Origin of the sequence: Pseudomonas sp. CNPSo 3701, from assembly GCF_028674975.1 — a bacterium.
In the GTDB taxonomy this organism is placed as follows: Bacteria; Pseudomonadota; Gammaproteobacteria; order Pseudomonadales; family Pseudomonadaceae; genus Aquipseudomonas; species Aquipseudomonas straminea.
On sequence record NZ_JAQZSI010000001.1, the window covers coordinates 344,546 to 370,296 of the forward strand.

27 protein-coding genes are annotated in these 25,751 nt (G+C 64.5%); 13 read left to right on the top strand and 14 right to left on the bottom strand.

Features of this window, described 5'->3' with window-relative positions:
- Positions 1-42: 42 nt before the first annotated feature.
- Positions 43-1,272, bottom strand: a complete 1,230-nt coding sequence (gene serA / locus PVA39_RS01520; RefSeq protein WP_274122498.1) for a phosphoglycerate dehydrogenase — start codon at positions 1,270-1,272, stop codon at positions 43-45.
- 184 nt (positions 1,273-1,456) lie between these two features.
- Between serA and PVA39_RS01525 the strand changes: the two genes are divergently transcribed.
- From PVA39_RS01525 to PVA39_RS01540, 4 genes are all read left to right on the top strand, one after another.
- Positions 1,457-2,848, top strand: a complete 1,392-nt coding sequence (locus tag PVA39_RS01525) for an FAD-binding oxidoreductase (RefSeq protein ID WP_274122499.1) — start codon at positions 1,457-1,459, stop codon at positions 2,846-2,848.
- 25 nt (positions 2,849-2,873) lie between these two features.
- Positions 2,874-3,539, top strand: a complete 666-nt coding sequence (locus tag PVA39_RS01530; protein ID WP_274122500.1) for a fumarylacetoacetate hydrolase family protein — start codon at positions 2,874-2,876, stop codon at positions 3,537-3,539.
- Between the two features lie 251 nt (positions 3,540-3,790).
- Positions 3,791-4,138 carry a NirD/YgiW/YdeI family stress tolerance protein gene (locus PVA39_RS01535; RefSeq protein WP_274122501.1) on the top strand — a complete coding sequence of 116 codons (348 nt, stop codon included), beginning with the start codon at positions 3,791-3,793 and terminating at the stop codon, positions 4,136-4,138.
- Positions 4,139-4,237: 99 nt separating this feature from the next.
- The gene (locus PVA39_RS01540) at positions 4,238-5,152 is read left to right on the top strand and encodes an SdiA-regulated domain-containing protein (RefSeq protein ID WP_274122503.1); all 915 of its coding nucleotides are present in this window, start codon (positions 4,238-4,240) and stop codon (positions 5,150-5,152) included.
- Positions 5,153-5,188: 36 nt separating this feature from the next.
- Here PVA39_RS01540 and rpiA read toward each other — a convergent pair whose 3' ends face one another.
- On the bottom strand, positions 5,189-5,860 hold the full coding sequence (rpiA, locus tag PVA39_RS01545) for a ribose-5-phosphate isomerase RpiA (protein ID WP_274122504.1): 672 nt from the start codon (positions 5,858-5,860) through the stop codon (positions 5,189-5,191).
- 131 nt (positions 5,861-5,991) lie between these two features.
- Here rpiA and ilvA point away from each other — a divergent pair, with 131 nt between their 5' ends.
- Both ilvA and PVA39_RS01555 read left to right on the top strand, forming a co-directional pair.
- Complete coding sequence (ilvA, locus tag PVA39_RS01550) at positions 5,992-7,506, top strand: threonine ammonia-lyase, biosynthetic (protein ID WP_274123396.1); 1,515 nt, start codon at positions 5,992-5,994, stop codon at positions 7,504-7,506.
- 90 nt (positions 7,507-7,596) lie between these two features.
- The gene (locus PVA39_RS01555) at positions 7,597-8,028 is read left to right on the top strand and encodes a DUF2269 family protein (RefSeq protein ID WP_274122505.1); all 432 of its coding nucleotides are present in this window, start codon (positions 7,597-7,599) and stop codon (positions 8,026-8,028) included.
- Here PVA39_RS01555 and PVA39_RS01560 read toward each other — a convergent pair whose 3' ends face one another.
- Both PVA39_RS01560 and PVA39_RS01565 read right to left on the bottom strand, forming a co-directional pair.
- Positions 8,029-9,255 carry an MFS transporter gene (locus tag PVA39_RS01560; protein WP_274122506.1) on the bottom strand — a complete coding sequence of 409 codons (1,227 nt, stop codon included), beginning with the start codon at positions 9,253-9,255 and terminating at the stop codon, positions 8,029-8,031. It lies immediately after the preceding gene.
- A gap of 40 nt (positions 9,256-9,295) precedes the next feature.
- Positions 9,296-9,952 (bottom strand): HAD family hydrolase, encoded by a 657-nt coding sequence (locus PVA39_RS01565; protein WP_274122507.1) that lies wholly within the window; start codon positions 9,950-9,952, stop codon positions 9,296-9,298.
- Between the two features lie 165 nt (positions 9,953-10,117).
- Here PVA39_RS01565 and PVA39_RS01570 point away from each other — a divergent pair, with 165 nt between their 5' ends.
- Entirely contained in the window at positions 10,118-10,597 is a 480-nt protein-coding gene (locus PVA39_RS01570; RefSeq protein WP_013793353.1) for an RNA pyrophosphohydrolase, read from the top strand.
- A 12-nt stretch (positions 10,598-10,609) separates the two neighbouring features.
- Positions 10,610-12,889, top strand: a complete 2,280-nt coding sequence (gene ptsP / locus PVA39_RS01575) for a phosphoenolpyruvate--protein phosphotransferase (RefSeq protein WP_274122508.1) — start codon at positions 10,610-10,612, stop codon at positions 12,887-12,889.
- 128 nt (positions 12,890-13,017) lie between these two features.
- On the opposite strand, the gene PVA39_RS01580 is transcribed toward ptsP, so the two are convergent.
- A complete protein-coding gene (locus PVA39_RS01580) occupies positions 13,018-13,764 on the bottom strand; it encodes an NRDE family protein (RefSeq protein WP_274123398.1) in 747 nt (248 codons plus the stop codon).
- Between the two features lie 196 nt (positions 13,765-13,960).
- Here PVA39_RS01580 and PVA39_RS01585 point away from each other — a divergent pair, with 196 nt between their 5' ends.
- Genes PVA39_RS01585 through PVA39_RS01595 form a run of 3 tightly spaced genes read left to right on the top strand, consistent with a single transcriptional unit; the run spans position 13,961 to position 16,344 of the window.
- Positions 13,961-14,743 carry a sulfite exporter TauE/SafE family protein gene (locus tag PVA39_RS01585; protein WP_274122509.1) on the top strand — a complete coding sequence of 261 codons (783 nt, stop codon included), beginning with the start codon at positions 13,961-13,963 and terminating at the stop codon, positions 14,741-14,743.
- 9 nt (positions 14,744-14,752) lie between these two features.
- Entirely contained in the window at positions 14,753-15,553 is an 801-nt protein-coding gene (lgt, locus tag PVA39_RS01590) for a prolipoprotein diacylglyceryl transferase (RefSeq protein ID WP_147176319.1), read from the top strand.
- On the top strand, positions 15,550-16,344 hold the full coding sequence (locus PVA39_RS01595) for a thymidylate synthase (RefSeq protein ID WP_274122510.1): 795 nt from the start codon (positions 15,550-15,552) through the stop codon (positions 16,342-16,344). Before lgt ends, PVA39_RS01595 begins: the two co-directional genes overlap by 4 nt.
- A gap of 95 nt (positions 16,345-16,439) precedes the next feature.
- Here the strand turns inward: PVA39_RS01595 and PVA39_RS01600 are convergent, their stop codons facing one another.
- Entirely contained in the window at positions 16,440-16,757 is a 318-nt protein-coding gene (locus PVA39_RS01600) for a hypothetical protein (RefSeq protein WP_274122511.1), read from the bottom strand.
- Positions 16,754-17,677, bottom strand: a complete 924-nt coding sequence (locus tag PVA39_RS01605) for a LysR family transcriptional regulator (protein WP_274122512.1) — start codon at positions 17,675-17,677, stop codon at positions 16,754-16,756. The genes PVA39_RS01600 and PVA39_RS01605 overlap by 4 nt, the downstream gene beginning before the upstream one ends.
- A gap of 90 nt (positions 17,678-17,767) precedes the next feature.
- Here PVA39_RS01605 and PVA39_RS01610 point away from each other — a divergent pair, with 90 nt between their 5' ends.
- Positions 17,768-18,649 (top strand): DMT family transporter, encoded by an 882-nt coding sequence (locus PVA39_RS01610; protein WP_274122513.1) that lies wholly within the window; start codon positions 17,768-17,770, stop codon positions 18,647-18,649.
- Positions 18,650-18,848: 199 nt separating this feature from the next.
- Here PVA39_RS01610 and PVA39_RS01615 read toward each other — a convergent pair whose 3' ends face one another.
- The 6 genes from PVA39_RS01615 to PVA39_RS01640 all read right to left on the bottom strand — a co-directional run bounded on the left by PVA39_RS01615 (position 18,849) and on the right by PVA39_RS01640 (position 23,535).
- Positions 18,849-19,007, bottom strand: coding sequence for a cupin domain-containing protein (locus PVA39_RS01615; protein ID WP_274123400.1), 159 nt, complete (start codon positions 19,005-19,007; stop codon positions 18,849-18,851).
- A gap of 6 nt (positions 19,008-19,013) precedes the next feature.
- Positions 19,014-19,166, bottom strand: coding sequence for a hypothetical protein (locus PVA39_RS01620; RefSeq protein WP_274122514.1), 153 nt, complete (start codon positions 19,164-19,166; stop codon positions 19,014-19,016).
- A gap of 15 nt (positions 19,167-19,181) precedes the next feature.
- A complete protein-coding gene (locus PVA39_RS01625; protein WP_274122515.1) occupies positions 19,182-19,454 on the bottom strand; it encodes a hypothetical protein in 273 nt (90 codons plus the stop codon).
- Positions 19,451-20,836 carry a GTPase/DUF3482 domain-containing protein gene (locus PVA39_RS01630; protein WP_274122516.1) on the bottom strand — a complete coding sequence of 462 codons (1,386 nt, stop codon included), beginning with the start codon at positions 20,834-20,836 and terminating at the stop codon, positions 19,451-19,453. Before PVA39_RS01630 ends, PVA39_RS01625 begins: the two co-directional genes overlap by 4 nt.
- A 147-nt stretch (positions 20,837-20,983) precedes the next feature.
- A complete protein-coding gene (locus tag PVA39_RS01635) occupies positions 20,984-22,360 on the bottom strand; it encodes a DUF2868 domain-containing protein (protein ID WP_274122518.1) in 1,377 nt (458 codons plus the stop codon).
- 68 nt (positions 22,361-22,428) lie between these two features.
- Entirely contained in the window at positions 22,429-23,535 is a 1,107-nt protein-coding gene (locus tag PVA39_RS01640) for a glycerophosphodiester phosphodiesterase (protein WP_274122519.1), read from the bottom strand.
- Positions 23,536-23,636: 101 nt separating this feature from the next.
- Here PVA39_RS01640 and PVA39_RS01645 point away from each other — a divergent pair, with 101 nt between their 5' ends.
- On the top strand, positions 23,637-24,161 hold the full coding sequence (locus PVA39_RS01645) for a dihydrofolate reductase (protein WP_274122520.1): 525 nt from the start codon (positions 23,637-23,639) through the stop codon (positions 24,159-24,161).
- Positions 24,162-24,222: 61 nt separating this feature from the next.
- Here the strand turns inward: PVA39_RS01645 and PVA39_RS01650 are convergent, their stop codons facing one another.
- Positions 24,223-25,596 (bottom strand): uracil-xanthine permease family protein, encoded by a 1,374-nt coding sequence (locus PVA39_RS01650; protein WP_443200927.1) that lies wholly within the window; start codon positions 25,594-25,596, stop codon positions 24,223-24,225.
- Positions 25,597-25,751 lie beyond the last annotated feature (155 nt).

The following is a 25,751-nucleotide window of genomic DNA, read 5'->3' on the forward strand; positions in this document are numbered from 1 at the left end:
AAAGGGAGGCTGAAGCCTCCCTTTTTCGTTACCGCGAACGGCTTAGAACAGCACGCGGCTACGGATGGTGCCGCTGACCTGCTGCAGTTTCTCCAGCGCCAGGTCCGAGTAGTCGGCATCGACGTCGATGACCACGTAGCCGACCTTGTCGTTGGTTTGCAGGTACTGGCCGGAGATGTTGATGCCGTTGTCGGCGAACACCTTGTTGATCTCGCTCATCACGCCCGGCACGTTGGCGTGGATGTGCAGCAGACGGTGCTTGCCCGGGTGCGCCGGCAGGGCCACTTCCGGGAAGTTGACCGAGGATACCGAGGTGCCGTTGTCGCTGTACTTAACCAGCTTCTCGGCCACTTCCAGGCCGATGTTGGCCTGGGCTTCGGCGGTGGAACCGCCGATGTGCGGGGTCAGGATCACGCGATCCAGGCCGCGCAGCGGGCTTTCGAAGATGTCGTCATTGGACTTGGGCTCGACCGGGAATACGTCGATGGCGGCGCCGATCAGGTGCTCGTCCTTGATCGCCTGAGCCAGGTGATCGAGCTCGACCACGGTGCCGCGTGCGGCATTAATCAGGATGCCGCCCTTCTTCATGGCGCGGATTTCCGCTTCGCCGATCATCCACTGGGTCGACGGCAGTTCCGGCACGTGCAGGGAAACGATGTCGCACATGCCGAGCAGGTCATGCAGCTTGCCGATCTGCTGAGCGTTGCCCAATGGCAACTTGGTCACGGTGTCGTAGAAGAACACCTGCATGCCGAGGGCTTCGGCGAGTACCGACAGCTGGGTGCCGATCGAGCCGTAACCGACGATACCCAGCTTCTTGCCACGGATTTCGAAGGAGTTGGCTGCCGACTTGATCCAGCCACCGCGGTGGCAGGAAGCGTTCTTCTCGGGAATGCCGCGCAGCAGCAGGATGGCCTGGGCCAGTACCAGCTCGGCCACCGAGCGGGTGTTGGAGTAGGGTGCGTTGAAGACCGCGATACCGCGCTCGCGGGCAGCGTCCAGGTCGACCTGGTTGGTGCCGATGCAGAAGCAGCCGACGGCGACCAGCTTCTTGGCGCAGTCAAAGATCTCTTCGGTCAGCTGGGTGCGCGAACGGATGCCGATGAAGTGGGCATCGGCGATCTTCTCTTTCAGCTCATCGCCGGACAGTGCGGTCTTGAGGTACTCGATGTTGGTGTAACCGGACGCCTTCAGGGTATCCACGGCATTTTGGTGGACGCCTTCGAGAAGAAGGAACTTGATCTTGCTCTTGTCGAGAGAGGTCGTGCTCATCGGAGTACCTGTTGCCCCACTAATTTAGGTGTCAGGAGAAGGATCGGCGCATTCGCCAATCGGGCCGGCAAGTCGCTGTTCAGGGCGATTCGCGGGGGGCATATGCTAGCATGGCTTGCCTTTTCCTGGCTCGGTTGCGACCTGAACGGTTCTCAGGGCGACCATGAACGATTCGAGAGTTGCTATGACCGATCTCATGCCGATTGACGAACTCAAAACGCTGGTCGACCCCGGCAAGGTGCTGACCGACGCCGCCTCCCTGGAAACCTACGGCAAGGACTGGACCCGGCAATACGCGCCGGCGCCTAGCGCCATCGTGTTTCCCAAGACGGTCGAGCAGGTGCAGGCCATCGTGCGTTGGGCCAATGTCCACAAGGTCGCCTTAGTGCCCTCGGGTGGCCGCACTGGCCTGTCCGCAGCGGCAGTCGCCACCAACGGCGAAGTGGTGGTGTCGTTCGACTACATGAACCAGATCCTCGCCTTCGACGAATCCAACCGCACCGTGGTCTGTCAGCCGGGCGTGGTCACCGGCGTGCTGCAGCAGTTCGCCGAGGACAAGGGCCTGTATTACCCGGTGGATTTCGCCTCCAGCGGCTCCAGCCAGATCGGCGGCAATATCGGAACCAATGCCGGCGGTATCAAGGTGATCCGCTACGGCCTGACCCGCAACTGGGTGGCGGGGCTGAAAGTGGTCACCGGCACCGGCGAGTTGCTCGAACTGAACAAGGATCTGATCAAGAACGCCACCGGCTACGACCTGCGCCAGCTGTTCATCGGCGCCGAAGGCACCCTTGGCTTCGTGGTCGAGGCGACCATGCGCCTGGACCGCGCGCCGCGCAACCTCACCGCCATGGTGCTCGGCACACCGGATTTCGACTCGATCATGCCGGTGCTGCACGCCTTCCAGAGCAAGCTCGACCTCACCGCCTTCGAGTTCTTCTCCGACAAAGGTCTGGCGCGGATCATGGCCCGCGGTGACGTGCCGTCGCCCTTCGATACGCCTTGCCCGTTCTACGCCCTGCTGGAGTTCGAAGCCAGCAGCGAGGAAGTGGCCAGCGAGGCGCTGAGCACCTTCGAGCATTGCATCGAACAGGGTTGGGTGCTGGACGGGGTGATGAGCCAGAGCCAGACCCAGCTGAAAAACCTGTGGAAGCTGCGCGAGTACCTGTCGGAAACCATCTCGCACCACACGCCCTACAAGAACGATATCTCCGTTACCGTTTCGAAGGTGCCGGCATTTCTGCGCGATATCGACGCCATCGTCACCGAGCACTATCCCGACTATGAAGTGGTCTGGTACGGCCATATCGGCGACGGTAACCTGCACCTGAACATCCTCAAGCCCGAGCATATGGACAAGGAAGCGTTCTTCGCCTCCTGTGCACGGGTCAACAAGTGGGTGTTCGAGACCGTCGAGCGCTACAACGGTTCGATCTCCGCCGAGCACGGCGTGGGCCTGGTCAAGCGCGATTACCTGCAGTACAGCCGTTCGCCGGCGGAAATCGCCTACATGAAGGCGATCAAGGCGGTCTTCGACCCCAACGGCATCATGAATCCGGGCAAGATTTTCGCCTGAAGCCAATACAACAACAGGAGCGACCATGAGCTACCAGCACCAGTACATCGACGGCACCCGTATCCATTTCCCGCTGGGCAAGGTGGTGTGCATCGGCCGCAACTACGCCGAGCATGCCAAGGAACTCAACAACCCGGTGCCGACCGAGCCGCTGCTGTTCATCAAACCAGGCAGTTGCGTGGTCGGCCTCGAAGGCGGCTTCAGCATTCCGGTCGACCGCGGGTCGGTGCATTACGAAGCGGAAATCGCCGTGCTGATTGGCAAGCCGCTGTCGCGCACGCCCAACGAAGAAGAAGTGCTCGACGCCATCTCCGGTTTCGCGCCGTCTCTGGACCTGACCCTGCGCGACGTGCAGAGTAAGCTCAAGGACAAGGGGCATCCGTGGGAAATCGCCAAATCGTTCGATGGCGCCTGTGTGCTGGCGCCCTTCGTGCCGGGTGACGCGATCAGCGACCTGGCCGCTATCGGCATCCGCCTGACCATCAACGGCGAAGTGCGCCAGGATGGCAGCAGCGCGGACATGATCTTCCCCATCGTGGGGGTGATCCAGGCGATGGCCGGCCACTTCAACCTGCAGCCCGGCGATGTGATCCTCACCGGCACACCGGTGGGTGTCGGCCCGCTGAACCAGGGCGACGAGCTGGTGCTGGAGCTGCCTGGCCATTCGAGCTTCGCCAGCCAGGTGCTGTAAGGCGCTAGCTGATTTTTGTGGGAGCGGGCCATGCTCGCGATTCGCGCGTATAAACACCTATTCGTGTGGCTCGCTGTTGCAGAACTCTGCTGGCGATGAGCCGTTCGCGGGCGCGGCCCGCTCCCACATTTGCTCACTTGGCGTCCCAGCTCTTCATATTCCAATTAAGCTTCGCTTAAGCCGCCTTTAAGCCTCGTTTCAGCTAGGCGTCTTAACCTGACCCCGTCATTTACAGATAGAGGGTCATCCCCATGAAAGCTCCCGTTATCGCACTGCTGCTCGCTCCGCTGTTCTCCACCGCCGCTCTGGCTGCCGGCTACACCGGCCCGGGTCAGGTCGCTCAGGTCACTACCGTTGAACAGGCGCTGAAGGCCGGTGACGACACCCCGGTGGTGCTGCAGGGCCAGATCACCCAGCGTCTGCAGGACGAGCTCTACGAGTTCAAGGACGCCACCGGCACCATCCACGTCGAGATCGACAATGAAGACTGGCCGCCGCAAGCCATCTCCGAGAAGGCCACCGTCAAGCTTACCGGTGAGGTCGACAAGGACCTGACCAGCCGTGAAATCGACGTCGACATCGTCGAACTGGTGAAATAATCGCCACGCTGTTAGCTTCCCGTCACTGCACTGAATGGCCGCCTCTCGCTACACCGAGGGGCGGCGTTGTCATTTCTGTCGTTGCATATGTGAGTCGCCATGGGCCCTGTGTTTTCAATCAAGCGAGTCGTTCTGCTGCTGGTCGTTCTGTCTCTGGCAGCTATCGCTGTCGTGGGTTACGAATTTCGACTTTTCGAGCGGCTGTGGTTCAACGTCAACCAGCCCACGCGGGCGCCGGATCACTCACTGTGGCTGAATGACTACGAGGTGGTGATCGAAGGCAAACGCCTCGAGGGCGTCAAGGAAGATGTGTCAGCGCTCACCTACGACCCGGATCGCAAGAGCCTGTTTACCGTTACCAACCAGAACTCCCGCCTGATCGAGCTCTCGCTCGAGGGCGAGGTGCTCAGGCAGATCGAGCTGGTGGGCTTTGGCGACGCCGAGGCGGTGGAGTATGTCGCCCCCGGGCATCTGGTGATCGCCGATGAACGGCCCCAGCGTTTGGTCGATGTGCGCATTGATGACGCCACCACCTCGGTTAACGCCGGCGATGGCCAGCAGCTGTCGGTGACGCTGGATATGGGCCGCGCCAACAAGGGCTTCGAAGGCCTGGCCTACGATCTGATGGGCAAGCGTCTTTTCGTCGCCAAGGAGCGCGATCCGTTGCGGATATACGAGGTACGGGGCTTTCCGAAACTCGATCCGTCGGCGCCCAGTTCGGTACAGATCAGCGAAAACCTCGAGCGTGACGCCGCCATCTTCGTGCGTGATCTCTCCAGCCTGCATTACGACAGCCGTACGGGCCATCTGCTGGCCCTGTCGGATGAGTCGCGCCTGGTCGTCGAGCTGGATCAGGATGGCAAACCGATCAGCAGCCTGTCGCTGCTGCCCGGTCAGCACGGTCTGAAGAAATCGGTGCCCCAGGCCGAAGGCATCACAATGGATGATCAGGGCGTGCTCTACCTGACTAGCGAGCCGAACCTGTTCTATGTGTTCAAAAAGAAGGCCGAGTGATCGCTCACCCGGCCTTGTCCTTTCCCGCCTGAGCGCTTAGCGCTGCAGCGATTTGACGCCTTCGGGAGTACCGAGCAGCAGCAGGTCGGCCGGGCGCGCGGCGAACAGGCCGTTGGTGACCACGCCGACGATAGCGTTGATGTCCGCTTCCAGCTTCGCCGGGTCGGTGATGCTCATGTTGTGCACATCGAGGATCACGTTGCCGTTGTCGGTTACCACGCCTTCGCGGTACACCGGGTCGCCGCCCAGCTTGACCAGCTCGCGGGCCACATGGCTGCGTGCCATGGGGATCACTTCCACCGGCAGCGGGAAGGCGCCGAGCACCGGCACCAGCTTGCTGCCGTCGGCGATGCAGATGAAGGTACGCGCCACCGCGGCGACGATTTTCTCGCGGGTCAGGGCCGCGCCGCCGCCCTTGATCAGGTTCAGGCGCTCGTCGCTTTCGTCGGCGCCGTCGACGTAGAACTCTAGGTCACTGACGGTATTGAGCTCGTACACCGGAATGCCTTGGCCTTTGAGGCGCGCGGCGGTGGCTTCGGAGCTGGCCACGGCGCCGTCGAATTCCAGCTTGTGCTTGGCCAGGGCGTCGATGAAGCAGTTGGCCGTGGAGCCAGTGCCGACCCCGATGACGCTCTTGGCGTCGAGCTTGGGAAGGATGAAGTCGACGGCGGCCTGGGCCACGGCTTGTTTGAGCTGATCCTGGGTCATGCGGGTTCCACGAGAAGGAAGGAAACGAGGCCGCGATTATAGCCGGCAAAACCCCGGAATTCGTATGGTCGCTCGGCGGATGGCTAGGTTAGACTCACCCGTTCCCCTCGAAGCCGCCTGCGATGTCCGCCATGCTCGAACAGTACGTCAAGAAGACCCTGACTTCCCGTGTCTATGACGTTGCCGTGGAAACCCCGCTGCAACCCGCTCGCCAACTTTCCGAACGCCTGGGCAATCAGATTCTGCTCAAGCGCGAGGATCTGCAGCCGGTTTACTCGTTCAAGATTCGTGGCGCCTACAACAAGCTCGCCCAGCTCAGCCCCGAAGAGCTGGCCCGCGGCGTGGTCACCGCTTCGGCGGGCAACCATGCCCAAGGGCTGGCCCTGGCCGCCAAGCATATGGGCGTCAAGGCCACCATCGTCATGCCGCGCACCACGCCTGAGCTCAAGGTGCAGGGCGTGCGCTCGCGTGGCGGCAACGCGGTACTGCACGGCGATGCCTTCCCCGAAGCCCTGGCCTACTCGCTGAAGCTGGTGGAGGAGAAGGGCCTGGTCTACGTGCACCCCTATGACGATCCCCACGTGATCGCGGGGCAGGGCACCGTGGCGATGGAGATTCTTCGTCAGCACCAGGGCCCGCTGCACGCGATCTTCGTGCCGGTCGGTGGTGGCGGCCTGATCGCCGGTATCGCCGCCTACGTCAAATACCTGTACCCGCAAACCAAGGTCATCGGCGTCGAGCCGGACGACTCCAACTGCCTGCAGCAGGCGCTGGCAGCTGGTGAGCGCGTGGTGCTGCCGCAGGTCGGGCTGTTCGCCGACGGCGTGGCGGTGGCGCAGATCGGTCAGCACACCTTCGATATCTGCAAGGATCATGTCGATGAGGTAATCACCGTCAGCACCGACGAGATCTGTGCGGCGATCAAGGATATCTACGACGACACCCGCTCGATCACCGAGCCCGCCGGCGCTCTGGCGGTGGCCGGCATCAAGAAGTACGTTGAGCGTGAAGGCGTTACCGGCAAGACGCTGGTGGGCATCGACTCGGGTGCCAACGTCAACTTCGACCGCCTGCGTCACGTGGCCGAGCGCGCCGAACTGGGCGAGAAGCGCGAGGCGATCATCGCCGTGACCATCCCCGAGCAGCCCGGCAGTTTCAAGGCGTTCTGCGAGGCCATCGGCAAGCGGCAGATCACCGAATTCAACTACCGCTACCACCAAGACGGCGAGGCGCACATCTTCGTCGGCGTGCAGACCCACCCGGAGAACGACCCGCGTGCAGCGCTGGTGGAAAACCTGCGCAGTCAGGGCTTCCCGGTGCTGGATCTGACCGACAACGAACTGGCCAAGCTGCATATCCGCCACACCGTCGGCGGCCATGCGGCGGCGGTGCCGAACGAATGCGTGTTCCGCTTCGAATTCCCCGAGCGGCCCGGCGCGCTGTTCAACTTCCTCGACAAGCTGGGCGGGCGCTGGAACATCACCCTGTTCCACTATCGCAATCACGGCGCTGCCGATGGCCGCGTGATGGCAGCCCTGCAGGTGCCGGAAGACGAGCGCCACCTGCTCACGCCGGCGCTGGATGCCATCGGCTATCCGTACTGGGATGAAACCGACAACCCGGCCTACACGCTGTTCCTCGGTTAGTCGTGCTGCTCAATCCGGTCTATCGGTAGCCTGGGTTGAGCGCAGCGATACCCAGTGCCCACTCTCTATAAAAAGTTGAAGGAAACCGTGATGGAGCATTATCTGCTGATCAGAGTCCTCCATGCGCTGCCCGGCATTCTCCTGCTGCTGGGCGTGCTGGCCCATGCCTTCATGCTCTGGAAAGCCTGGCGTGCGGGCGACCGGGAGGTGCTGCAACGCAAGCTGCAGCGCACCCGCACCATCAGCCTGCCGGTGTTCGCCGTGCTGGCGCTGAGCCTGCCGGTCAGCGGCTGGTGGATGGTCAACCTGGCCGGCTGGCCGCTGAGCCAGCTATGGCTGCTGCTGGGCAGCATCCTGTTTGGCGTGCTGATGATCGTTGGCCTGTTGCTGCTCGGCCGCCTGGGCGCCTGGCAGGCGCAGGTCGACCCCGCCAAGTCGCTGCGCCTGGTGATGATGTACGCCGCGCTGATCGTCGTGCTGCTGGTGGTGATCATGGCGGTGATGGGCGCCAAGCCGGTCTGATCAGCTGTGCACTGGCCTGGCCGGGCGCAGCCAGGTGAAGGCCAGTAGCAGGTAAATCAACGAGCCTCCCCAGTACAGCCAGGCGAAACCATTGTTCAAGCCGATCAATAAGTAGGCGAACAGTGGGCCCAGCGCGGCGCCCAGGTCCTGGGCTACGGAGTAACGTGTCATGAAGGCGAGCACGTTGCCGGTGCTGGCCACGTCACTGGCCAGCGCATCGGAGAGGGTGGTCAGGGCGGTCGCCAACAGCATCACCACGACGGTCACGGCAATCCAGGCGACCAATGGCAGGCCGCTGGCCATCAGGCCAAAGCTCGCCGCGGCGCCCACCAGTGTCCATCCGTAGAGCCGCGAGCGACCTGTCGGGCGATCGGACCAGGCGCCGACGCGCTTGCCCAGCCAGGGCTCCCAGGACCAGCGTAGCGCTTGCAGGAAGCCCGACAGTGCAGTGGCGCCGAGCAGCAGGCCGAATAAATCGAGTTCGCTGCCGTAGAAATGGGCGATCAAGGCACTCAGTGTCGCGGCCAGTACACCCTGAATCAGGAAGGCGACGCTAAAACCGTTGATGAGCACGGCGTAGACCCCGGCCGTCGGCCGCGCGTGATCTACGCTGCTGATGCGTTTTGCCGGAGCGATCTGCTGTTCGCCGTAGCCGGCAGGCAGGTGAAAATAGCGCAACAGCAGCGGCAGGCCGAGCAGGGCCATGGCGGTGAAGCTCAGCGCCAGTGCGGGTAATCCATAGAGCGGCACCAGCAGCCCGCCCAGCAGCATCCCCGCGAGGCTGCCGAGCCGGTAGAGCCCGTTGTAAAGGCCCATGGCTTGGCCGCGCGTCTGCCCTGTCGAGCAGTAGACCACTGCCGACAGTCCGCCGATGCGAAAGAACGACCAGCCGACCCCCCAGGCTGCACGCAATACGAGCCAGGCGATAAAACCCTGGGCTATGCCGTAACCCAGAGTCGTGGCCGCGCCGATCAGGGTGGCCAGCAGCAACCCGGTGCGCAGGCTGATGCGTTGGTAAAGCCAACCGATCATGGGGTTGAAAGGCAGGCGAATCAGGCGGTTTACCGACAGCAGTACGCCAACCTGCCAGAGCGCATCGAGGCCCACTTCGCGCCAGTAGACCGGTAGCGCGATGTACAGCATGGAGTCGCCAGCCAGGCACAGCGCGGTAGCCAATGCCACGACCACGAGTGGCCGCGAGGCTGGCTGGTCGACGGGGTGCGGCATACGGCTCCAGAGGCGCTTTGCGGCCTGTTCGAGATCGATTTCAGTCGCGCAGTGACATGATCGGCCAGTTGCGATCCTCTGCCTCGGCCATCAGCTTGGGATCCGGGTCAACGGCAACCGGATAGCTGACCTGCTCGAGCAGCGGCAGGTCGTTCATCGAGTCGCTGTAGAAGGTCGAGCGGTCCAGGGTGAAGCCGTTTTCCTGCATCCAGCGATTGAGGCGGGTGACCTTGCCCTCCTTGAAGCACGGCACGTCGGTGGTGCGCCCGGTATAGCGGCCGTCGACCATCTCGCATTCGGTGGCCAGCAGTGTGTCGACGCCCAGGCGGGCAGCGATAGGCGCGGTGACGAAGCGGTTGGTGGCGGTGATGATCACCAGCTTGTCGCCAGCCGCGCGGTGCCTGTCGAGCAGCGCCAGGCCCTTGGGCAGAATGATCGGTTCGATGCATTCGGCCATGAATTCACGGTGCCAGGCATCGAGTTGGGCCATCTCGGTGCGGCCGAAGATAGCCAGGGTGAAATTCAGGTAGTCGGTGATGTTCAGGCGCCCGGCCAGGTAGTCCTGATAGAAGGCATCGTTGCGCGCCTTGTAGGTGGCGCCGTCGAGGATGCCGCGTGCGCACAGCCAGTCGCCCCAGGCATGGTCGCTGTCGCCGCCAAGCAGGGTGTTGTCGAGATCGAATAAAGCCAAACGCACAGAATCACCTCTTCATACAGGGCCATGGAGGCGGCCAGAATAGCGACTTTGCCGGCCCGGGGAAAACCGCGCGACGGGCCACCGTAAAGCGCCCACCGAGCGCGTTGCCGCTGTCGCGAGCTTTGTGGAACAATGCGGTGACATGCGTTTACGAGGTTGTGTGCCGTGATCGATCCTGATGGTTTTCGCCCCAACGTCGGCATCATTCTCACCAATGATGTTGGCCAGGTGCTTTGGGCGCGTCGAATTAACCAGGATGCCTGGCAGTTCCCGCAAGGCGGTATCAATGACCGCGAGTCGCCGGAAGAAGCGTTGTACCGCGAACTGAACGAAGAAGTGGGCCTTGAAGAGCAGGACGTGAAAATTCTCGCCTGCACCCGGGGCTGGTTGAGGTATCGTCTGCCGCAGCGCCTGGTGCGCACGCACAGTCAGCCGTTGTGCATCGGCCAGAAACAGAAGTGGTTCCTGCTGCGCCTGACCTCCGACGAGCAACGGGTGCGTATGGACCTGACCGGCAAGCCGGAGTTCGACGGCTGGCGTTGGGTCAGTTATTGGTACCCGTTGGGGCAGGTGGTTACATTCAAGCGCGAAGTCTATCGTCGCGCACTCAAGGAACTCGCACCGCGCCTGCTGGCACGGGATTAGACAGGGGCAAGCATGCTCAACACGCTGCGCAAGATCGTCCAGGAAGTGAACGCCGCCAAGGATCTCAAAGCGGCGCTGGGCATCATCGTGCAGCGTGTCAAGGAGACCATGGGCACCCAGGTGTGCTCGGTCTATCTGCTGGACCCGGAGGCCAACCGCTTCGTGCTGATGGCCACCGATGGCCTCAACAAGCGCTCGATCGGCAAGGTCAGCATGGCGCCCAACGAAGGCCTGGTCGGCCTGGTCGGCACCCGCGAGGAGCCGCTGAACCTCGAGAACGCCTCTGAACACCCCCGTTACCGCTACTTCGCCGAAACCGGCGAAGAGCGCTACGCCTCCTTCCTCGGCTCACCGATCATCCACCACCGGCGGGTGATGGGCGTGCTCGTGGTGCAGCAGAAGGAGCGCCGACAGTTCGACGAGGGCGAGGAAGCTTTCCTGGTCACCATGAGCGCGCAGCTCGCCGGGGTGATCGCCCACGCCGAAGCCACCGGTTCGATCCGCGGCTTGGGCAAGCAGGGCAAGGGCATTCAGGAAGCCAAGTTCGTCGGCGTGCCGGGCTCGCCCGGTGCCGCGGTCGGTACTGCCGTGGTGGTATTGCCGCCGGCCGATCTGGAGGTGGTGCCGGACAAGACCATCGACGACATCGATGCCGAGCTGAAGCTGTTCCAGGACGCGCTGGAAGGCGTGCGTGCCGACATGCGCAACCTGTCCGAGCGCATGGCCACCCAGCTGCGCCCCGAAGAGCGCGCGCTGTTCGACGTTTATCAGATGATGCTCGAAGACGCCGCTCTCGGTAACGAGGTGGTCAACGTCATCAAGACCGGCCAGTGGGCCCAGGGCGCCCTGCGCCACGTGGTCAGCGAGCACATCAACCGTTTCGAGCTGATGGACGACGCCTACCTGCGTGAGCGCGCCTCGGATGTGCGCGACTTGGGCCGCCGTCTGCTCGCCTACTTGCAGCAAGCCCGTCAGCAGACTCTGGTTTATCCGGACAACTGCATCCTGGTCGCCGAAGAACTGTCGCCGGCCATGCTCGGTGAGGTGCCGGAAGGCAAGCTGGTCGGCCTGGTGTCGGTGCAGGGCTCGGGCAACTCCCATGTGGCGATCTTCGCCCGCGCCATGGGTATTCCCACGGTGATGGGCGCGGTCGAACTGCCGTATTCGAAGATCGATGGCATCCAGCTGATCGTCGACGGCTACCACGGCGAAGTATTCACCAACCCCAGCGAGATCCTGCGCAAGCAGTATTTCGATGTGGTCGAGGAGGACCGCCAGCTCAACGAAGGCCTGGCAGCCCTGCGCGAGCTGCCTTGTGAAACCCTCGACGGCCACCATATGCCGCTGTGGGTCAACACCGGTCTGCTCGCTGACGTGGTGCGCGCTCAGGAGCGCGGCGCCGAGGGCGTCGGCCTGTACCGCACTGAAGTGCCGTTCATGGTCAAGGACCGCTTTCCCAGCGAGAAGGAACAGCTGGCCATCTACCGTGAGCAACTGAGCGCCTTCCACCCGCTGCCGGTAACCATGCGCACCCTGGACGTCGGTGGCGACAAGGGCCTGAGCTACTTCCCGATCAAGGAAGAAAACCCCTTCCTGGGTTGGCGCGGTATTCGCGTGACCCTCGACCACCCGGAAATCTTCCTGGTGCAGGTGCGCGCCATGCTCAAGGCCAGCGAGGGCCTGAACAACCTGCGCATCCTGCTGCCGATGATTTCCGGCATCCAGGAGCTGGAAGAGTCCCTGCACCTGATTCACCGCGCCTGGGGCGAAGTGCGTGACGAAGGCACCGACGTGCCGTTGCCGCCCATCGGCGTGATGATCGAAATTCCCGCCGCGGTCTACCAGACCCGCGACTTGGCCCGTCAGGTGGATTTTCTGTCGGTTGGCTCCAATGACCTGACCCAGTATCTGCTGGCCGTGGACCGCAACAACCCGCGAGTGGCCGATCTCTACGACTTCCTCCACCCGGCGGTGCTGCAGGCGCTGACCAAGGTGGTCGACGACGCCCATGCCGAAGGCAAGCCCGTGAGCATTTGCGGTGAGATGGCAGGCGACCCGAGCGCCGCCGTGCTGCTGATGGCCATGGGCTTCGACAGTCTGTCGATGAACGCCACCAACCTGCCGAAGGTGAAATGGCTGCTGCGCCAGATCAGCCTGAGCAAGGCCAAGGACCTGCTCGGCCAAGCCATGCGTTTCGACAACCCGCAAGTTATCCACAGCACCCTGCAACTGGCCCTGCGTAACCTGGGCCTGGGGCGGATGATCAATCCAGCTTCGGATATTCAGGCTTAACGTCAGCCATTGCTGGTTCATCTGTGGGAGCGGGCGGGGACGCCTAGTCCATGCCCGCGAAAGAATCTCGGGCATGGTCCGTTACCACGGTATTGAGAAGTACTCGCTCCCGCCACTAAAGCGCCGGCCTATCGCTCGAACCGCATCTCACCAATCGGCCTTCCCTCAGCCCCAAAACTGCGCTCGATGATCCGCCGCCTCCCATCGCCATACTCGAACAGCAATGTGCTGGCGCGGGTGCCATAGGTCGGGCTGGCGATAAATACGCTACCGAGCAGTCGCTCCAGCTCCATCCCCACGCCGGTAGCTGGCAACGCCGCATCCTCGGGCTTTTTAGCGTCGGCCAGCAGTGCGAACAGCGCCTGCTCATCCGGAGCCGGCAGCGTGGCGGCAAGCGCCGCCTTGGCGCGTTCGAGCTTTGGCCAGGGTGTATTCAATCCCGCGTTGGAAACACCATGGATACCAGGCGCCAGCGCCGTGGCCTGACCGCTCTGCGAATTGAAATGCCACAGCGCCTGACGGTCACCGATCAGCAGGTTGAAACTGCTGTACTCATCCGCCTTGCTTTGCAGCTTTTCAAGAAAGACCTCAGGCCCCAGGGTCGTCTGCAGAAAGCGCAGCGGCAGCTCGCCGCGCGAGCGCGAACCTTGCTGGGCCTGCGGGTCACGGATATTGGTGAGGGCGGCAAAGCGACCGCCAGGACCGATGCCCAGCCAGGTGCCGCCCGCCTGCAGGTCGCGCCCGGCGATCACGCCCGGCGCATCCGACCATTCGGCCATGGTGGCGGTCGGGCGGGCATGGAATTCATCGCGGTTGGCGGCAACCAGCAGCGGCAGGGCGTGACCGGGTCGCCAGGCGAGAGCGATCAGGCACATGCGGATATACGCCTGCGATTTTCGCGCGGGGCCGCTTTGCAGGTGCTCAGATACAGGTAAAAGGTATTGGCCACGGTGCGGTTCGCTGTCTGGGAGAGCCCCCACTCTACGCAAAGCATCGTGTGGCATCCATCGCCAAAACTAGAGGCTGGGGGCTGCTTCCGCTACCATGCCGCATCGCTTCACAGAGCACACCATGATCTTCCTTCTCTACATCCTGCTCGGTGCCGCCGCAGGCCTGCTGGCCGGGTTGTTCGGCGTCGGTGGCGGCATGGTCATCGTGCCGGTGCTGATCTTCGCCTTCACTGCCCAGGGGTTCGATGCATCCGTGCTGACCCACATGGCGGTGGGCACCTCGCTGGCGACCATCCTGTTCACCTCGGTCAATGCCGTGCGCGAGCACCATAGCCGCGGTGCGGTGCGCTGGGGGCTTTTCGTCTGGCTGACCGTGGGCATCGTGCTGGGCTCGGCACTCGGTGCGCTGACGGCTGATTCCATCGACGGCCTGGTGCTGCAGAAGATCATCGGTGTGTTCGCCCTGTGCGTGGCGCTGCAGTTGGCACTGGATCTGAAACCCAAGGCCAGCCGCGAGGTGCCGGGCAAGGCGGGGCTGAGCGCTGCCGGTGGCGTGATCGGCTGGGCCTCGGCGATCATCGGTATCGGCGGCGGTTCGCTGACCGTACCGTTCCTGACCTGGCGCGGCGTGTCCGTGCAGCAGGCGGTAGCGACCTCGTCGGCCTGTGGCTGGCCGATTGCTGCCGCCGGCGCCCTGAGTTACTTGTGGCTGGGTTGGGGCGACGCGCGTCTGCCTCACTGGAGCCTGGGTTACGTGTACCTGCCGGCGCTGCTCGGCATCGCGCTGACCAGCGTGTTCTTCGCCCGTACCGGCGCGCGGCTGGCCCATCGCCTGTCGCCGCGGGTGCTCAAGCGGTTGTTCGCCCTGTTGCTGTTTATCGTCGGCCTGAATTTTCTGTTGTGAGGAATCCTGATGCTGCCTTACCCGAATATTGACCCGGTCGCTCTCGACCTGGGCTTCCTGCAGATCCACTGGTACGGCCTGATGTACCTGGTGGGCATCGGCGGTGCCTGGTTCCTCGCCTCGCGGCGGCTGCACGCCTTCGACCCGACCTGGAGCAAGGAGAAGCTCTCCGACCTGGTGTTCTGGGTGGCCATGGGTGTGATCGTCGGTGGCCGCCTGGGTTACGTATTGTTCTACGACCTGCCGGCGTATATCGCCAACCCACTGCTGATCCTGGAAGTATGGAAGGGTGGCATGTCGTTCCACGGCGGCCTGATCGGCGTGATGCTGGCCACCCTGTGGTTCGCCCGGCGCAACGGCAAGAGCTTCTTCGAGCTGATGGACTTCATCGCGCCGCTGGTGCCGATCGGCCTGGGCGCCGGGCGCATCGGCAACTTCATCAATGCCGAGCTGTGGGGCAAGGTCAGCGACGTGCCGTGGGCCATGGTGTTCCCGACTGGCGGGCCGCTGCCGCGTCACCCGTCGCAGCTGTACCAGTTCGCCCTGGAAGGCGTGGCGCTGTTCGTCATCCTGTGGATCTACTCGCGCAAGCCGCGGCCGACCATGGCCGTCTCCGGGCTGTTCGCGGTGTGCTACGGCATCTTCCGTTTCATCGTCGAGTTCGTGCGCGTGCCGGACGCCCAGCTCGGTTACCTGGCCTGGGGCTGGCTGACCATGGGGCAGGTGCTGTGCGTGCCGATGGTCCTCGCCGGCCTGGGCCTGATGGTCTACGCCTACAAGCGCCAAGCTGCTGTGGAGGTGGCCCGATGAAACAGTATCTCGACCTGATGCGCCACGTGCGCGACAACGGTACTTTCAAGGAAGACCGCACCGGCACCGGCACCTACAGCGTGTTTGCTCACCAGATGCGCTTCGACCTGGCTGACGGCTTTCCCCTGGTGACCACCAAGAAGTGCCACCTCAAGTCGATCATCCACGAGTTGCTGTGGTTCCTGCAGGGCGACACCAACATCAAGTACCTGAAGGACAACGGCGTACGCATCTGGGACGAGTGGGCCGACGAGAACGGCGATCTCGGCCCGGTTTACGGCTACCAGTGGCGCAACTGGCCGGCGCCCAATGGCGAGTCGGTCGACCAGATCAGCAAGCTGATCGAGATGATCAGGAAGAACCCGGACTCGCGCCGCCTGATCGTTTCGGCCTGGAACCCGGCCCTGGTCGAGCAGATGGCCCTGCCGCCGTGCCACGCGCTGTTCCAGTTCTACGTGGCGGACGGCAAGCTGAGCTGCCAGCTGTACCAGCGTTCGGCCGATATCTTCCTCGGCGTGCCCTTCAATATCGCCAGCTATGCGCTGCTGACCCTGATGGTCGCGCAGGTCTGTGGTCTGCAGCCGGGCGAGTTCATCTGGACCGGCGGCGACTGCCATCTGTACGCCAACCATCTGGAACAGGCCGATCTGCAGCTGACCCGCGAACCGCTGCCCCTGCCGACCATGAAGCTCAACCCCGAAGTGACGGACCTGTTCGCCTTCACGTTCGAGGACTTCGAGCTGGTCGGCTACGAAGCGCACCCGCATATCAAGGCGCCGGTGGCGGTCTGATGCATTTCCCGGGGATCGCTTCGCTCAACCCGGGCTACGTTCGAATAACCTCGTAGCCTGGGTTAGCCGAAGGCGTAACCCGGGAATGCAATCGCTCACTTGGGTAACGAAAAACGCTCGGCGATCTCTTCGACGAGCTCTGCAGGGCCGCTGAGCTTCCACTCGAACCAGTTGTCCCACTCCAGCCTCAGCTCATCCAGGCCACGGCGCAGGCGATAGCTGTCGTAATCGATGCCCTTGTCGAACGCCAGCGGGCTGTATTGCTCGACCTGCCGCCAACCCTCGGCCTTGAGGGTTTCCAGCAGGCGGTTGCCCACCTGCGTATCGATGTTCTCCAGCGTGATGTACTTGGCGGTATCCACCGGCTGCCGTTCCAGGCGCCGCCGTTTCAGCCACTGCCAGAGCCGGGTCATCGCGATGGGCCCTTGCCTAGCCCCTCGGCCAGGTGATCGATCAGCACCCGCAGTTTGGGCGGCAGGTGGCGGGTGGGGTGATAGAGAATCCACGCGGTGCCCTGGTACGAGCCGGTGTAGCGCCATTGCGGCAGTACCCTTACCAGCTCGCCGCTGGCCAGTGCCGCGGCGGCGGTGAAGTGCGGCAGGCAGGTGATGCCCAGGTGGCCGAGCACGGCGTTCAGGCGCACTTCGCTGTGGTTGCTGGCGAAGCGGCCGCCCACCGTCACCACGCATTGCTCCGGCCCGTTGCTGAAGTGCCAGCGGTGGTCGTCCGGGGTTTCGTCTAGGTACAGGCAGGCATGGCGCACCAGTTCGCTCGGATGCTGGGGCGTGCCGTGGCGCTGCAGATAGGTGGGGCTTGCACACAGCAACTGTTGGACATTGCACAGCGGCCGACCCGCGAGAGTCGGTGGCGGCTGGTCGGTGATGCTCACCAGCAGGTCGAACTGCTCGCTGATCAGATCCGGGCTGCGATCGCTGAGGTTGAGGCTGACGTCCACCTCCGGGTAGCGCTGCAGAAAATCCTGAATCAGCGGCATGACCAGGAAACGTCCAAAGGCCTTTGGCACGCTCAGACGCACCCGGCCGCGCGGTTGGCTCATCAGCCGCTCACCAACATCGAGGGCGGCCTGGGCGGCGTCGAGCATGTCCTTGCAGCGCTCGAAGACTTCGCTGCCCGCTTCGCTCATGCGCAGGCGCCGTGTGGTGCGCTCGAGCAGACGAACGCCGAGCGTCTGCTCGAGATGGGCGATCTGTCGGCTCACTGCCGACGCCGTGCTGCCCTGCTGGCGGGCCGCGGCAGAGAAACTGCCGGCCTCGACCACGCGTACGAAGATGGCCAGATAGGGAAGCAGCTGCGGGGTTAGATTCGTGCGCATGGAGAACAGGTCTTGTTCGGGGTTGGCGGATTATCACGCTCAGGGACGCAATGGACAATGCGCTCCTCACCGATTGCAGGAAGTACCCACATGTCTACCTTGGTTAGCCGTTCCCCCTCGCGCCTGCTGCAGGCCAGTGATGTGCTCCTGTTGCTGGTCGCCATGGTCTGGGGCACCAGCTACGGCGTGGCCAAGGAGGCGCTGGTGTTCTACCCGGTGCTGGGCTTTCTCGCCGTGCGTTTCTGCCTGACCTTCGTGATCCTGCTGCCACAGCTGCGCGGCGAGGGGCGCCAGGCCTGGGCACCCGGCATCCCGCTGGGCGGCGTGATGCTGGCGATCTTCCTGTGCGAAACCTACGGCGTGCTGCACACCTCGGCGAGCAATGCCGCCTTTCTGATCAGCCTGTGCGTGGTCATCACGCCGTTCGTGGAATGGCTGATGTTCGACCGCCGTCCCGACTCGCGGCTGCTGCCGGCCGTCGCGCTGTCGTTGTTCGGCACCTGGCTGCTCAGCGGCGGCGTCGACCTGCAGTTCAATCTCGGCGATGGCCTGATGCTGCTGGCGGCGTTGCTGCGCGCCGTGCTGGTATGCCTGACCGGCCGGCTGACCGCACACACCCAGGTGCCGGCCCTGGCGCTGACCGCGGTACAGACCGGAGTGATCGGTTTCGGCTGCCTGTTGCTCGGGGCGATCATCCTGCCAGGCGGCTTGCCTGCCTTGCCGACAGCCCCGGCGTTCTGGATCGGCACGCTGTACTTGGTTCTGTTCGCCACGCTGTTCGCATTCTTCGTGCAGAACTACGCGCTGCGGCGCAGCAGCCCGACCCGGGTGTCGCTGTTGATGGGCAGCGAGCCGCTGTTCGGCGCGCTGTTCGCGGTGCTCTGGCTCAGCGAGCAATTGAGCGTGCAGGCGTGGATCGGCGGCTTTCTGATCGTCGCGGCTACGTTGTGGACAAGTCTGCTCAGGCGCTGAGTCGTGGTGGTTATTTTGTGGCAGAAGAGGGAAGCGTCTTCCACCCTCCGGGATTGGGCCCGCCAATTGTCGCGCGCATGGCGCGCTCCCACAGTCTGAGTCTACCTGTGGCCTCGGCTCTGTAGCCCGGGTTAGCCAAAGGTGCAACCCCCTGAGCAAGGGTATGAAAAAATCCGGGTATCGCTGCGCTCAACCCGGGCTACGGGTTGCTGGAGTGCAAATGGATGGCCAGCCACAGGGCGCCTTCGCTGGTGCGCTCCACCCGGTGTGGCGTGCCGGCTGCCAGGAACAAGTGATCGCCGGCAGTCAGTTCGATGGGTTCTCCGGCAATCGTCATGCTCGCCTCGCCTCGGGCCAGTAGTACTCATTCATCTTGCTCCTGCACGTAGTCCACCGATTCGATCCGCGACGAGCTGAGGATCCGTTCGATCTGCAGGTTGCGATGGCTGAGCAGGGTGTCGAAGCGCTCGCCCTGGGCGGGCGGTTGGCTGTCATGGAACAGGTTGGCGATGGGCATCGGGCGTACTCGGGTTCAGCGGCGGCCGGGTTTGGGCACGCCGGCGACCAGCAGGTGGTGGTGATCACGGCAGTAGAGTTCTTCGTACCAGCCGTAGTGCGGGTCGTTGCAGTGGCCGTGTCGTAGCGACGGCGGCAACTGGCTCAGGTCGCTCTTGAAGTCCTGGCGCAGGGCGGCGAACAGTGAGTCCGCCTGCGGCCAGCCGGCGCGATGGGGCGCCTGGCCGAGACTGTTGCCCAAGCGCAGTTCGCGTTCGAGGATGGCGGCCAGTTCGCTGCACAGGCTCATTTCGCAGTCGGCATCGAGCCGATTTCCCGAGCCAGGCGTTCGACCTGTTCCTGGCGTTCGACCTGATCGACCCTGGCTCCCGGGTTCAGCGACGACCACTCCGGCCGTGCGCGGGCGACGCGCAGGGCGCCCGGCAGCTTGCCTTCGCGCCATTGGCTGTCCTGCAGGGCGCCGAGGCGCACCGCTTCGACGGCCGCGTGGCCACGTTGGTCCAGAGCGGCCAGCAAGTGCTCCTGGCGCAGGGCGAGCAGGCGCAGCACGGCGTCGTCGACGGTCAGCTCGCGCTGGCCCTGCAGCTTGCCCTTGAGGCGCGCGCCGTAGTTGCGCAGGGTCTGCGCGCCGCCGCCGAGCAGTGCGCCGGCCAGTGCCGCGGTGCCCAGGGTCAGGCCGCCGACCAGCAGATCCACGCCCGCCCCGGCTGCTGCCCCGGCAGCCGCGCCGCCCCCCAGGCGAATGCCCAGTTGCTTGATGGTTTCCGGGTTGAACAGGTCGTCGCCCCAGCGACCGTCCAGCAGGGGCAGATCGTCGGCGCGCGCGTCTTCGCGGCGAAAGGCATACAGGCGCAGCAGGGCTTCCACGCAGCGCTGTTCACGCTGGCGCACCTGGGCGCGCAAATCCTCGATGGCGTTTTTTTCCAGCTCCGGCTGGTTGGCGACGCTACGCCGGCAGGCGGCGCAGTCGACCAGCAGCTCGGCGATCAGCCGCTTGGCGCTGCGGTGGCGGGCTACCCGCTGGGCTTCGTGATCGTCGATCAGCCGTTGCAGTTGCAGGCGCGATTTCTCGTGCATCAACGCCAGGCTCTCGTACAGCCGGCGCTCACCATCGAGCGGCGGCGCCACGCTGTCGAAACGCACCAGGGCGTGCAACCCCAGGCGCGCCAGGGCTTCGCGCCAGTCATCTTCGCGGTGGTTGGCGCTGGCCACGAAATTCAGCACCGGCAGCAGCGGGCGGCCACACATGGCCAGCACGTTCAGCTCGTCGCGGTACTTGGCCAGCACCGGCTCGCGGGCATCGATCACGTACAGGCCGGCGTCGGAGGCCTGCAACTGACGTAGCACCTTGGCTTCCTGTTCGAAGCGCTGGCGCGCCTCGCTGCCTTCCATTAAACGCGCCAGCCGCGCCGGGCCGTCGAGGCGCTCGCCTGGGCGGTCCAGACCCTCGAGGTAGTCGAGCAGGGCGATGGCATCTTCCAGGCCGGGTGTGTCGTAGAGCTCCAGCAGCGGCTCGCCGTCTACCGACAGGCGCGCGCCTTCGACGTGACGGGTGGTGCTGGGGCGATGGGACACCTCGCCAAAGCCGACGTCACGGGTCAGGGTGCGCAGCAGCGAGGTCTTGCCGACGTTGGTGTGGCCGACCACGGCGAGTTTAAGGGCCTGGGTCATGGTCTGTGGCCTCCCAAGGCTCGCCGCAAGCGGGCGGTTTCTAAGCGATGCCTATGGCCGGCGTAGGGCGGATGACGCTTCACCCATCCACCGCGCTCTACAGTTGCACGGCGGATGAAAAGACTGCTATCCATCCAGCGGTTCTCTTCAGTCATGGCCGGTCTCCAGCCAGGTCAGCGGCGAGCTGCCGCGGTGGGCTAACTGCAAGTCGTCCAGCGCCTTGTGCCAGTCGCCAAGGCGCTCGCTGTCGAGCGTTTCGCCCTGGGGCGGCTGCAGCAGCCAGATGCGGGTTTGGCCGGCGCAACCAGCCAGTTCGGCGAGCAGTGCCAGGCTGCCGCGATCCGGCGAGCGCCGGGGGTCGCAGGCGATGGCCAGGCGTGCCGGCGGAAAGCGGGTCAGCTGGTCGAGCAATTGCCGGCGCTGTTCGCGGTTGTCGATGATCCCGGCGTCGGCCACCGACTTGGGCAGCGCCGGCGGCCAGGGGCGGCGGTCATCCAGTTCGATGGCGACCAGCAGCGCACCGCTGCTGGTGTCGACGCCAGCGGCGGACTGCACCTGATAAAGCTGCGCCGGCTCGGCATCGCATACGCCCAGGCGTTCGCTGTTGGGCTGCAGGCGGTCACGCAACAGGTCGTAGCCGGGTTGCGACAGGTCCAGGGTCAGCCTGGCCGTGCCGGCTCGCCAACGCACCAGGCACACCAGGCCCAGCAGCAGGCGCGGCAGCAGCCCGTAGATCACCAGCACGCCGATCAGCCAGCCGGCCCAGGCATGGCGAGCCGCCTCCAGGGGCAGCGGGCTGTCGCCGCTGGCGCGGATGGTGGCGGCATCGGGCACGGGAAAACCGAGCAGGCCAGGCACTGCACCCAGGGCCTGGGTCAGGGCAACGAAGGTGTCGCCGCCGAGCAGGGTGGTTTCCCACACGAAGCCATAGCGGCGGGTGGACAGCAGCGCCAGCAGCATCACCAGGGCGGTAGTCAACGCCACCAGCCACAGGCCGTGTACGGCCATGCCGACCAGCCAGCGATTGAGGCGCTGGCGGCGCAGCAGCAGAACCAGGGCCGGGCCGGTATGCATTGCGCTGGCATCGCGGGCCAGCTTCTCGCTGAGCCACAGCCACAGGCGGCCGAGCACCGCGCCATGGCCGCCGCCGAACAGCAGGCCGAGCAACCAGCCCAGCAGCATCAGAACATGCAGGCCGAGCAGGCTGCCCAGGGCCCAGAACACGTTGACCGGCGTCTGCCCGTCACCCAGGGCCGCTACCGCCAGGCCGGCGCCACTGGCCAGGGCCAGCAGGCCGAGCAGCAGCAGGGCCAGGCGCGCGCCTTGCAGCCAGTGGCGCTGCGCCTGTACCTGACCGTCGCGTTCGGCCAGGTGCAGGGCGCGGTGTTCGATGCGGGCGGCCAGGTCGCCGCCGGCTACCTGGGCACGGCGGTTGGCTTCGCTGTCTTCGAGCAGGCCGGCATGTTCTTCGCGCAGGCGCACGGCCTCGCAGAGCCAGAGGCGTTGCAGCTTGGGTAGGGACACGCGATCTCCCGGTGAGTGTCAGTCTCCGGGAGCATACCCGCTGCGTGGTGAATGACAACAGCTCGCAGTTACCGGCTGGCGGCGTCGCGCAGGCGCACGGCGATATCCGGCTGATCGATGAACAGGCCATCGATGCCCGTAGCCAGGAAAGCACGCAGCTCGGCGTCGATGTCGCCACGCGCAGCCGGGTCGCTGCCCCGTTGCAGATCGGTAGGCAGGAACTGGTTTTCGGCGCGGAAGGTGTAGGGATGCACCACCAGGCCGGCGGCGTGGGCGTCGGCGACGAAGCGTGTCGGCTCACCCAGGCTGCCGTCTGGTTGGCGTGGGATCACGTATCCCTTGTCCGGGCCGACGCCGTTGGCGTACTCGGCCACTGCCTTCAATCCAGCAGGTTTGGCCATCTGCGCGTAGGTCAGCGGATTACCCAACTCGACCTGATCCTGTGGCTGGCCATTGCCGTACAACTGCACCAGGCGCAGCGAGCTGAGCTTGCGCAACGCCTTGAGATTGCTCACTTCGAACGACTGGAGATACACCGGCGCCTTGGCATCGCGGTAGCCATTTCGGGCCAGCGCCTCGACCAGAGGTTTCTCCATGGCCAGCCCGAGCTGTTGGAAGTGTGCAGGGTGCTTGGTCTCGATATACAGGCCGATCTCGCGGCCCTGGCTGACCTGCAGCGCCTTCACCAGGTCGATGATTTCCTGCAGGGTCGGGATCTCGAACTGGCCATCCAGGCGCGTATTGCCCGGGCGAATATCGGGGATGCGTTCGATGGCGCGCAGGCGTTTCAGTTCGGCGGCGGTAAAGTCCTCGCTGAACCAGCCATCGAGCTCGACCCCATCGATACGCTGCTTGCGTTTGCGGTCGGCGAACTCCGGGTGCCTGGCCACGTCGGTGGTCAAACCCAGTTCGTTGTCGTGGCGGGCGAACAGCTGGCCGTCCTTGCTCATCACCAGGTCGGGCTCGATGTAGTCCGCGCCCTGCAGCACCGCGACCGCATAGGCGGCCAGGGTGTGTTCGGGCAGATAACCGCTGGCGCCGCGATGGGCGATGACCAGTGGCTTGCCGTCGTCGGCGCGCTTGGCGGCGGGGGCCGTCGGTTGTTCCGCACTGGCGGTGAAGGGCAGGGCGAGCAGGGCGCTGAGCAGCAGCGCGCGGGGCTGGTGGGTCGGCATGGAGAGAGCTTCCTGGCGATTTGAAGGGTTAGCCTGCAACAGCAACCATGGCGCGCGCATGACAATGCAGCAAGTCATGCGACCTGACGCGGCCCTCTGCTATGCTCGCCGCCATGACGAATCGACTCCCCCTCTGCCTGATCGCCGCCCTCGCCGAAAACCGCGTGATTGGCCGCGACAATCAACTGCCCTGGCACTTGCCGGCGGACCTCAAGCACTTCAAGGCCAAGACCCTCGGCAAGCCGATCATCATGGGCCGCAAGACTTGGGACTCTCTCGGCCGGCCGTTACCGGGGCGCCTTAATCTGGTGGTCAGCCGCCAGGCCGGCCTGCAACTCGAAGGCGCGGAAGTGTTCACCAGCGTCGAGGCCGCGCACCAGCGCGCCGAAGCTTGGGCCCGCGAGCAGGGCGTCGATGAAGTGATGCTGATCGGCGGTGCCCAGCTTTATGAGCAAGCGCTGCCCGTTGCCAATCGCCTGTATCTGACCCGCGTGGCGCTGCAGCCTGAGGGCGACGCTTTGTTCCCGGCCTTCGACGAAGCACAGTGGCAGCGCGTCGAGTGCGACGAGCAGGCCGCCACCGACGTGGCGCCTGCGCATTCGTTCGAAACCTGGGCGCGCCGCTAACCCGCTGGCATCAGCATGAAAAAAGGCCGCATCAGCGGCCTTTTTTCATGCTTCTGAGCATCTAGGCCGCATCCGTCTTGGCCGGGCTTGCCGGAAGGAACCAGTTGAGTACCAGCGCGCAGATGCCGCCGGTGGCTACGCCGGATTCCAGCACATTGCGCAGCGCCGCCGGCATGTGAGCGAGGAACTCCGGGACTTGGGAAACGCCGAGGCCAAGGGCCAGGGATACGGCGATGATCAGCAGCGCGCGGCGATCCAGCTCGATACCGGCGAGGATGTTGATGCCAGACGCCGCCACGGCGCCGAACATGACCATCGCCGCGCCGCCGAGTACCGGCTCGGGCACGGCCTGGATCACGCCGGCGACTGCCGGGAACAGGCCGAGAATCACCAGCACCAGAGCGATCCACACGCCGATGTGGCGGCTGGCGATGCCGGTGAGCTGAATCACCCCGTTGTTCTGGGCGAAGACCGAGCTGGGAAAGGTATTGAACACGCCGGCCAGCAGCGAGTTGACGCCATTGACCAGCACGCCGCCCTTGATGCGTTGCATCCACACCGGGCCTTCCACCGGCTGGCCGGATACCTTGCTGGTGGCGGTCACATCGCCGATGGCTTCCAGGGACGTCACCAGGTAGATCACCAGCATCGGGATGAACAGGCTCCACGAGAAGCCCAGGCCGAAGTGCAGCGGCGTCGGCACCTGGAACAACTCGGCCTGATGCATGCCGGTGAAGTCCAGGCGGCCCAGGTAGCCGGCCAGCGCATAGCCGACCAGCAGGGCGATGACGATGGCGCAACTGCGCAGCCACACCACCGGGATGCGGTTGAGCACCACGATCACCGCCAACACCACGCCGGACAGCAGCAGGTTCTCGCCGTTGGCGAAGGTGCCACCCGCCATGGCGCCGTAGCCGCCGCCCATGCTGATCAGGCCGACCTTGATCAGCGTCAGGCCGATCATCAGCACTACGATGCCGGTGACCAGTGGTGTGATCAGCTTCTTCACGAACGGCAGGATGCGCGAGATGCCGATCTCCACGAACGAGCCGGCGATCACCACGCCGAAGATCGCCGCCATCACGCCTTCCACCGGCGTGCCCTGCTTGACCATCAGCGCGCCACCGGCGATCAGTGGGCCGACGAAGTTGAAGCTGGTGCCCTGCACCACCAGCAGGCCCGCACCCAGCGGCCCGAAGCGGCGGCATTGCACGTAGGTGGCGATGCCGGAAATCACCAGGCTCATGGACACGATCAGGTTGGTGTCGCGGGCCGACACGCCCAGCGCCTGGCAGATCAGCAGGCCCGGCGTGACGATCGGCACGATGATCGCCAGCAGATGCTGCAGGGCGGCGAGGATGGCCACCAGCGGGCGCGGGCGGTCTTCGAGGCCGTAGATCAGTTCGCCGTTACGCGGGGAGTCACCTGGTTGCATGGTTGTGATCGCCTGGAAAAACGGCGGATTCTACTGCCTGCAAACGGCAATCCCAAGTGGCTGGCGACCGGGTGATCGAGGTCCGGCCATCGGCGCATTTTGCTGTAACCGGCATTGCCTTGTGCAAGCGCTGCCGCTCTGGCTCACGGCTGTGA

What these genes read in the sequence shown, in the direction of transcription:
- serA (WP_274122498.1), bottom strand. Translation starts at nt 1,272, where the DNA reads ATGAGCACGACCTCTCTCGACAAGAGCAAGATCAAGTTCCTTCTTCTC.
- PVA39_RS01525 (WP_274122499.1), top strand. Translation starts at nt 1,457, where the DNA reads ATGACCGATCTCATGCCGATTGACGAACTCAAAACGCTGGTCGACCCC.
- PVA39_RS01530 (WP_274122500.1), top strand. Translation starts at nt 2,874, where the DNA reads ATGAGCTACCAGCACCAGTACATCGACGGCACCCGTATCCATTTCCCG.
- PVA39_RS01535 (WP_274122501.1), top strand. Translation starts at nt 3,791, where the DNA reads ATGAAAGCTCCCGTTATCGCACTGCTGCTCGCTCCGCTGTTCTCCACC.
- PVA39_RS01540 (WP_274122503.1), top strand. Translation starts at nt 4,238, where the DNA reads ATGGGCCCTGTGTTTTCAATCAAGCGAGTCGTTCTGCTGCTGGTCGTT.
- rpiA (WP_274122504.1), bottom strand. Translation starts at nt 5,860, where the DNA reads ATGACCCAGGATCAGCTCAAACAAGCCGTGGCCCAGGCCGCCGTCGAC.
- ilvA (WP_274123396.1), top strand. Translation starts at nt 5,992, where the DNA reads ATGCTCGAACAGTACGTCAAGAAGACCCTGACTTCCCGTGTCTATGAC.
- PVA39_RS01555 (WP_274122505.1), top strand. Translation starts at nt 7,597, where the DNA reads ATGGAGCATTATCTGCTGATCAGAGTCCTCCATGCGCTGCCCGGCATT.
- PVA39_RS01560 (WP_274122506.1), bottom strand. Translation starts at nt 9,255, where the DNA reads ATGCCGCACCCCGTCGACCAGCCAGCCTCGCGGCCACTCGTGGTCGTG.
- ptsP (WP_274122508.1), top strand. Translation starts at nt 10,610, where the DNA reads ATGCTCAACACGCTGCGCAAGATCGTCCAGGAAGTGAACGCCGCCAAG.
- PVA39_RS01580 (WP_274123398.1), bottom strand. Translation starts at nt 13,764, where the DNA reads ATGTGCCTGATCGCTCTCGCCTGGCGACCCGGTCACGCCCTGCCGCTG.
- PVA39_RS01585 (WP_274122509.1), top strand. Translation starts at nt 13,961, where the DNA reads ATGATCTTCCTTCTCTACATCCTGCTCGGTGCCGCCGCAGGCCTGCTG.
- lgt (WP_147176319.1), top strand. Translation starts at nt 14,753, where the DNA reads ATGCTGCCTTACCCGAATATTGACCCGGTCGCTCTCGACCTGGGCTTC.
- PVA39_RS01595 (WP_274122510.1), top strand. Translation starts at nt 15,550, where the DNA reads ATGAAACAGTATCTCGACCTGATGCGCCACGTGCGCGACAACGGTACT.
- PVA39_RS01600 (WP_274122511.1), bottom strand. Translation starts at nt 16,757, where the DNA reads ATGACCCGGCTCTGGCAGTGGCTGAAACGGCGGCGCCTGGAACGGCAG.
- PVA39_RS01605 (WP_274122512.1), bottom strand. Translation starts at nt 17,677, where the DNA reads ATGCGCACGAATCTAACCCCGCAGCTGCTTCCCTATCTGGCCATCTTC.
- PVA39_RS01610 (WP_274122513.1), top strand. Translation starts at nt 17,768, where the DNA reads ATGTCTACCTTGGTTAGCCGTTCCCCCTCGCGCCTGCTGCAGGCCAGT.
- PVA39_RS01620 (WP_274122514.1), bottom strand. Translation starts at nt 19,166, where the DNA reads ATGCCCATCGCCAACCTGTTCCATGACAGCCAACCGCCCGCCCAGGGC.
- PVA39_RS01625 (WP_274122515.1), bottom strand. Translation starts at nt 19,454, where the DNA reads ATGAGCCTGTGCAGCGAACTGGCCGCCATCCTCGAACGCGAACTGCGC.
- PVA39_RS01630 (WP_274122516.1), bottom strand. Translation starts at nt 20,836, where the DNA reads ATGACCCAGGCCCTTAAACTCGCCGTGGTCGGCCACACCAACGTCGGC.
- PVA39_RS01640 (WP_274122519.1), bottom strand. Translation starts at nt 23,535, where the DNA reads ATGCCGACCCACCAGCCCCGCGCGCTGCTGCTCAGCGCCCTGCTCGCC.
- PVA39_RS01645 (WP_274122520.1), top strand. Translation starts at nt 23,637, where the DNA reads ATGCTCGCCGCCATGACGAATCGACTCCCCCTCTGCCTGATCGCCGCC.
- PVA39_RS01650 (WP_443200927.1), bottom strand. Translation starts at nt 25,596, where the DNA reads ATGCAACCAGGTGACTCCCCGCGTAACGGCGAACTGATCTACGGCCTC.